Origin of the sequence: Ligilactobacillus acidipiscis DSM 15836 (assembly GCF_001435755.1) — a bacterium.
In the GTDB taxonomy this organism is placed as follows: Bacteria; Bacillota; Bacilli; order Lactobacillales; family Lactobacillaceae; genus Ligilactobacillus; species Ligilactobacillus acidipiscis.
Map to the genome: position 1 here is coordinate 1 of NZ_AZFI01000108.1, position 7,215 is coordinate 7,215.

4 protein-coding genes and 2 pseudogenes are annotated in these 7,215 nt (G+C 37.8%); 3 read left to right on the forward strand and 3 right to left on the reverse strand.

The window, feature by feature from the left end:
* Positions 1–139: 139 nt before the first annotated feature.
* Together FC65_RS07550 and FC65_RS12830 are read right to left on the reverse strand one after the other, a co-directional pair.
* Positions 140–1,045: a metallophosphoesterase gene (locus FC65_RS07550; RefSeq protein ID WP_056972146.1), complete on the reverse strand. Its 906-nt coding sequence runs from the start codon at positions 1,043–1,045 to the stop codon at positions 140–142.
* Between the two features lie 171 nt (positions 1,046–1,216).
* A pseudogene (locus tag FC65_RS12830) lies at positions 1,217–2,374 on the reverse strand (MFS transporter).
* Positions 2,375–3,138: 764 nt separating this feature from the next.
* On the opposite strand from FC65_RS12830, the gene FC65_RS07560 reads away from it, so the two are divergent.
* Both FC65_RS07560 and coaE read left to right on the forward strand, forming a co-directional pair.
* Positions 3,139–3,948 (forward strand): Cof-type HAD-IIB family hydrolase, encoded by an 810-nt coding sequence (locus FC65_RS07560; protein WP_056972147.1) that lies wholly within the window; start codon positions 3,139–3,141, stop codon positions 3,946–3,948.
* Positions 3,949–4,068: 120 nt separating this feature from the next.
* The gene (gene coaE, locus FC65_RS07565) at positions 4,069–4,665 is read left to right on the forward strand and encodes a dephospho-CoA kinase (protein WP_056972148.1); all 597 of its coding nucleotides are present in this window, start codon (positions 4,069–4,071) and stop codon (positions 4,663–4,665) included.
* A gap of 90 nt (positions 4,666–4,755) precedes the next feature.
* Here the strand turns inward: coaE and FC65_RS07570 are convergent, their stop codons facing one another.
* Complete coding sequence (locus FC65_RS07570; RefSeq protein ID WP_082619067.1) at positions 4,756–5,304, reverse strand: biotin transporter BioY; 549 nt, start codon at positions 5,302–5,304, stop codon at positions 4,756–4,758.
* A gap of 169 nt (positions 5,305–5,473) precedes the next feature.
* Between FC65_RS07570 and FC65_RS07575 the strand changes: the two are divergent.
* Positions 5,474–6,909, forward strand: a pseudogene (locus FC65_RS07575) (catalase).
* The last annotated feature ends 306 nt before the right edge of the window (positions 6,910–7,215 follow it).

Sequence of the window (7,215 nt, forward strand, 5' to 3'; positions counted from 1 at the left end):
ATGCATTTACACAAGATATTTTACGCTCTCCTTTTTCTACGTAAAGTCAATAGTTAAGCCTAATCTTATAGGGTTTAGCTGTAATTGTTTAGTATTAAAAAAACACCAGCAGTTTGCTAGTGTTGAAAAGAATAAATAATTAGTAATCGAACATAGTAAACGCATTGTCTAAGACTTCGTCCCAATTACGATGCATGTCATGGACAAAAACGGCTTGTTCTTCAGGATGCTTGGCAAAATGAAAATTTTGGGGTTCACCGTGTGAGCGCAACCATTTTTTCGTAAATGACCATTCATACCGATAACCGATCGGCCGGCAATGCCAGTTAATGTTATTAATATTTTTAACGCCATCACGTGCGTGAATATGACCAAAAACTACATCTGTGGCTGTCTCACTGTAATTTGAAATTACATCACCGATTTTTTTGCTGCCAAGTACACCACCAAGAGCACGCCAAGTTACTGCTTTTCTGTCAAAGGGCGCGGGATACATGATAAATTCCTGACGTGGCACAAAATGAGTTGCGATGATCACTCTTTTATTTTGTTTTTGAAAATCGTCTAACAAAGAAGTAAGATGCATTGCTTGTTTCTGACTGATCACAGGGTCACTTTCTGAACGTTTAATGAATTTATCGATCCAATATTTATTTTTATAATCGGCTACGATTTTGTCAGGTGGCTGTTCGTCAGTTTCTCCTCTGGCAAAGCCGTAATCATACCAACCATTGAAGGGTAATAACACGGTGTCGGAGTTTAAGTTCAAGGGAGTGAAATTTAAAAAACCAGGTGTTTTGTTATTTTCAATATTGTTAGTATCTAACATGTCATGATTTCCAAAATTAAATGTTGTGGGCAAGATCGAGTTGAGTGTTTGGATGATCTCATTGCCTTCACGGCTAAAATGATTTGTAATGTCTCCCGCAATATGCAATTTTGTTGCCCCAGCATCTTTGATATAAGTTCCGATCGCAAGCAGATCATGTAAAGTAAATTTATTAATATCAACATGTAGATCTGAAATGATTGCTAATTTCCCCATTTGTGTTCCACTTTCCCCTTATTATTGAAGATAATAATTAGACTAAACATTTCTAACTTAGCCTATTGAAGCGTGATAGTCAATTTGTTGGCTTAAAGAGACCATGTGGAAGTTTGAATGCAAAAAACACGCGAGTGTCCTATAATCGACTGCGTGTTTTTTTGCATGTACTTATTGAAGATAATGTTTGTTTACTAATTCAAACCCAAACACTGCTAGCCAGATACAGATGGCTGCTAGTATGAATAAGGTAGTATATGAGATATAGTGGATGATTACAGCTCCAACGATTGGTCCAAGAGCTCGACCAAACGATGTGGCACTAGCAAGCGATCCTTGAAAACGGCCCTTTTGTCCCTCTGGACTAATGTCATTAACAAAGGTTGAGGCGGCAGGGTTAACTAAAATTTCACCCAAGGTTAAAATTGCCATTGCTGTCAGGAAAAGAAAATAGTGATTTCCAGCTACGATCAGGATCAAAAATGAAGACCCGATCAATGCTAACCCACCGTACAAGCGTAGATGCAAATGACTCATTAACCATTCATCGAAATAGGTCATGATTGGCTGAATCAAAACGATCATGACCCCGTTTAAGGTCCAAACTGAACTATAATGTTTGATGCTTAAATTGTTTTCAACCATGAAAGTAGCGATGTTGCTTTGCCATTGTTCATAGAAGATCCATAAGACAACGATGTTAAATAATAGTGCTAATAAAGGCCAAAGTTTGTTAGGAGTCAGCTTATCTGGTTTCGGCAGTGATTCACTGCGATTTGTATTGTGTTGGCTCTCATGATTTCGATAGAATAAAATGATAATTATCGCAAAAATGATAAATAAAACTGTGGAAACCGCAAAGACTTTGCTAATACCAAAAGGTAGAATGTAACCTACCATTAAAGTTCAGATAACCATCCCCAGGTTGCTCATAAAATATAGAATGTTAAAGATGTAACTAGTTCGTTTGTTCTTAACGACGGTTGCAAATGAGTTAATGCAGGTCAAGTTCAAACCATTACCAAAGCCTAACATGACGAGACCTAGCGGAAAAGCAGGCCAACCATTGTTAAACATCAGAAAAGTACTGGCACAAGTGACGATGATGCTCCCGAGAAGGATCGTATAAAAGTGTGACCAGCGATCATAAAGGAAACCGCCTATTGTGTTCCCCAAAACAACGCATAGCGAATTACATAGTAGAACAAAGCCTGCTGTGATCAGAGTTTTTCCCAAGGTATCATGTAAATAAATTATTGTTAGTGGCCAGATAAAACTTGTGCCGGTATTTGCCAAGAATGATCCGGCAAACAACCATTTAGCTGGCATTCCAGTCTGTTGTTTCAAAATATTGTCCCCCTTAAAAATTACCAAGGTAAAATGAGTGGATCAGAAGGCTGATATTATAGGAACTGAATAAAGTCTTCTGGTTCATATAACCAAATTAAAAACTCAACATTACAATGGCATTTAGACATCGTTACATTGGGCTTTGATTTGTGTATTCGATAGTTGCTAATAATTATTAAACGTGCTGCAAAACGCATCATTGGATACTGGACTGTCATAAAAACACCGTTAACTATCTTAACATAAGGGAAAGATGTTTGTCTGTAGTTTGTCGATAACAACTGAAAATACAGTAAACCTTATTTTTTGAAGAAAAAACCAAAAATTTAGAGAAAGCGCTTGCATTTTTAGAAAAATAGTGTAATATAAGAATTGGAAAGGGGTTAGGTCCCACGGAGGTATGACCAAGGTTCAACGTCATACCATGAGTTTTAAAGATATAAGCTATTTCCGACACGGTCAGAGGGAATAGTGTGAAGGTGAATGATGGGATTAAGTACTCCTTTCAAATAACCAAGCCAGCAGGTCATGATAACGGATCACCGATAATGTAAAATAAAATTGTGAAATTTATTGCGGTGATGAAAGGTTAGCATGGGTTGCTGGTTTTTTGTGTCTATTTACATGTATAAATAAAAGTACTCATGGCAGTCAAGGTTGAGTACTTTTTTATTGGAATTTGCTTAATTTGTTCCAATAAGTTAAAATGAAATCGTATTCAAAATACCATAAGGAGTGCCATCATGAAAATCAAATTGATTGCCATAGATATTGACGATACTTTGTTGAGTTCGGAAGGGAAAATTTTGCCAAGCACGAAAACAGTACTGCAAAAAGCGTTGAAACATGGTGTAAAAGTTGTTCTATGTTCCGGTCGTCCTTTGCCAGGGATGCGCCCGTTTTTGGATGAACTGGGTATTGCTGGGGATGAACAGTATGCAATCAATTATAATGGCAGCGTTATTGAAACTGTATCAGGCAAAGTGGTAGCTGAAACAGGCTTGAGCAATGCTGTTTATCGACAAATAGATACATATTCAAGTTTAAATGGGTTGCCATATAATGTGTTAGATCGTAATGGAGAGATTTATACTAGTAATCATGATGTAAATAGGATCACAGTCGTTCAAGCCTGGGAAAACAGTGCTGGCCTTCTGATCAGAAAGCCAAGTGAGATGCCAGCAGATTTCGGGATCGTTAAGGGGGTTTTTGTTGGAGAAACTGAAAAACTAGATCAGGCGCAGAGTGGGGTTCAGCAAGAATTTGGCAGCGAAAATTATGTTGTTCGAGCAGCAGATAATTTTTTGGAAATCATGAATGCGACCGCTGATAAAGGTAAGGCCCTCACCAAACTGACTGAAACTTTGGGACTGGATAAGAGTGAAGTGATGGCTATTGGTGATGAGCGTAATGATATTCCGATGTTTGATTTTGCCGGTCAAGCAGTTGCCATGGGGAACTCTTCATCTGCTGCGAAAGAACATGCTTCATATTTAACAGCATCTAACGATAATGATGGGATCGCACAAGCTTTAAATGAATTAGTATTTTAGAATGTCTAATAAAATAAGTAAATGGCTCTTATTGGTATTTGTTGTTTTTTTTCTGTAAAATTAACCTAATGTTTTGCAGCAAGTAAATTATTTTTGATGAATATGGTGGAGGAGTTTGCTATGACGTATGTTTTAGGTTTAACTGGCGGGATTGCTAGTGGCAAAAGTACCGTAAGTGATTATTTATATGAACAAGGTGCCGTGATCATCGATGCAGATGTTGTTTCTCGTGAAGTGGTTCGACCAGGAGCCAAAGGGTTATCTGGCTTGACCGCAGAATTCGGACAGCAAATTTTAGATGAAGACGGGACTTTAAACCGTGCAGCCTTGGGTGACATCATATTTAATAGCAAGGAAAAAAGAGACATAGTTAATGGCATCTTACATCCTTTGATCAAGGAAGAAATGCTTGCACAGGTTGAAAGTGCTGCACAAAAAGGGACCGATGTGGTAGTGTTAGCAATTCCGTTGCTTTTTGAAAGCCACTGTGAACGGTATTGTGACGCCGTCTTAGTGGTCGATATTGATCCCAATACACAAATTCAACGGTTAATAGAACGAAATGGGTACACAAAAGAGCAGGCACAAGCTAGGATCTCTAGCCAAATGGATCCTACTGAAAGGCGTAAACGTGCAGATTTCGTTGTTGATAACAATGGCAGCAAAGAGGAAACGTATCGCCAAATCGATATATTATTAGAAAATGTTTTAGAATAATGTAAAAAAGTTCAGGAATCTTGAGTCAAACTAGTTTCCTGAACTTTTTGATTTTTGCCAAAAATGTTTCACGTGAAACATTTGGAAGTTCTAGAGCAAAGTGTTTTCACTAAAGGGTTGGACTTTCAAGGCTTTAGCCATTGTGAAGGCTAAGATAAGTTTGATAGTATCTCCGGGTAAAAACGCTAAGTTTGAGAATAGTGCAGTCATAAAAGGAACCTGACTTTGAATAGTTAGCCAAATAGTACCAATTAAATCGGAGCAGATAACGCCTGCTAGCCAGACAACTAGTAACTTCAGAGTGATCGACTTCTTGTTTTTAAGAAATGATAGTCCAAAGTATATTAAAAAGGGTGTTAAGAGCCAACTAAACATGTAACCAGCTGTTGGTCCAAGTAAAATGGGCAGACCACCGCGACCGCCAGATAGGACAGGCAATCCGAGTGCAGCTAGCAGTAATAAAAGAAATATAGACATTGTTGCATGTTTAGGTTTAAGTATTAATGAAGCGAGCATTACGCCCATATTTTGTAAGACTATCGGTACAGGGATGATTCCCAGAGGGATTCCAGGTATCAGACCAAGGACAACTAGTATAGCAGTCATGAACGCAATAGTTGTTAAATCTTTTGTTTTCAAATTCCTTCTCCTTAATGTTAACCCAAAACATTGTACAGGTTAACAATAGTAAAATAGCATAGTTTGAGCAAATTAACAACCCAAAATATGCACAAGGCGTTTAAAAATACATTTATTTAATTTTTTTATAGACTAGATATGTCTTAAAGTTTTATGAGGGGGGATTTTGATGTCTGATAATAAACTTAGTACTGGGTCTGGACAACCGTGGGGTGATAATAATCATTCTCAAACAGCCGGTGTTCGCGGTCCGGTCTTATTGCAAGATTATCAACTACAAGAAAAATTAGCTCATTTTAATAGAGAGCGTATCCCGGAACGTGTTGTTCATGCGAAGGGTGCAGGAGCTTATGGTACATTTAAGTCAACAAAAGACATGAGTAAATATACTAAGGCTGATTTGTTCAATGGAGTGGGGAAGAAAACTCCGATTTTCCTTCGTTTTTCGCAAGTAGCTGGTGAAGCTGGCTATCCGGATACATTACGCGACGTCCGTGGATTTGCCCTCCGCTTTTATACGCAAGAAGGAAATTATGATATTGTTGGGAATAATACACCCGTATTCTTCATTCAAGATCCGTTGAAGTTTCCAGACTTTATCCATTCACAAAAACGTGATCCAAGAACACATTTACGTGACAATAATATGCAGTGGGACTTTTGGGCTCATTCACCTGAATCCTGTCATCAAGTTACATATTTGATGGGGGATAGAGGAAATCCTGCTAGTTATCGAACAATGAACGGCTATGGAAGTCATACTTATAAGTGGGTCACTGAAGATGGTACGGCTTATTGGATCAAATATCACTTTATTAGTAAACAAGGTGTTCAAAATATGACAGATGAAGTAGCTACTAAAGCTGCTGGTGAAGACACCGACTATTTACTGCATGATTTGTTTGATGCAATTGAAAGAAGGGACTATCCATCCTGGAAAGTTTGTGTACAGATTTTGCCTTATGAAGAAGGATTGCATTACAAACATGATATCTTTGATGTAACTAAAGTTGTTTCTCATAAAGACTATCCTTTGATCGAGGTGGGAGAATTCACTTTAAATAAAAATCCGACTAACTATTTTGAAGACGTAGAAGAAGCTGCTTTTGCTCCAGCTAATTTAGTACCTGGTATTGAACCTTCACTAGATAAGTTATTGCAAGGCCGCTTGTTCGCTTATAAAGATGCTGCGCGTTATCGCTTAGGAGCAAATTATGAGCAGCTTAAAGTCAATCGTCCGTTAAATGAAGTCAAAAATTATGAACGAGACGGGTTTATGTCGCAGGGGCACGGCCCAGAGGTCAACTATGAACCAAATAGTAAGAATGGACCGGTTGAAGATCATTCAGCAAGAATTCATGGAGACCAATTAGAAGGGCAAACAGGAAATTATGAAGCATATGAAACTGATAATTTCTCGGCGGCCGGTGACTTATACAATGTCATGGGTGAGGATGAAAAACAAAGGTTAGTTAAGACCATTAAAGAAAATCTTGGAGTGGTCGATGATGAAAATATTAAACAAAACAATTTTATCAAGCTGATCCTGATTATGGGATCAGGGTGGCAAAAGCACTGGGCTTGAATTTAGAAGATATTAAATAATAAAAAATAAAGTTGAAAAGCTTTCATCACATTCGTCTATTAAGCGGAGGCGAGTGGTGAAAGTTTTTTATTGTGAAAAATTACTACAAGTTGTGTAATAATGGCTTGGCTATCGCTCCTCTTGTGAATTGAATTGTAAACGATTATTTAAAGCAGGCTTAATGCTGGTGATTTCTCTTATTTTTATAGGAGGATGTGCGAGTGGTTCAGAGCCAAACAACAGTTCTAAAAGTAGTGAAAATAATAACAATAGTAAATATCCACTGAAAATAAAGCCCCAATTGTCAAATCAAGTGCGACAAGTGT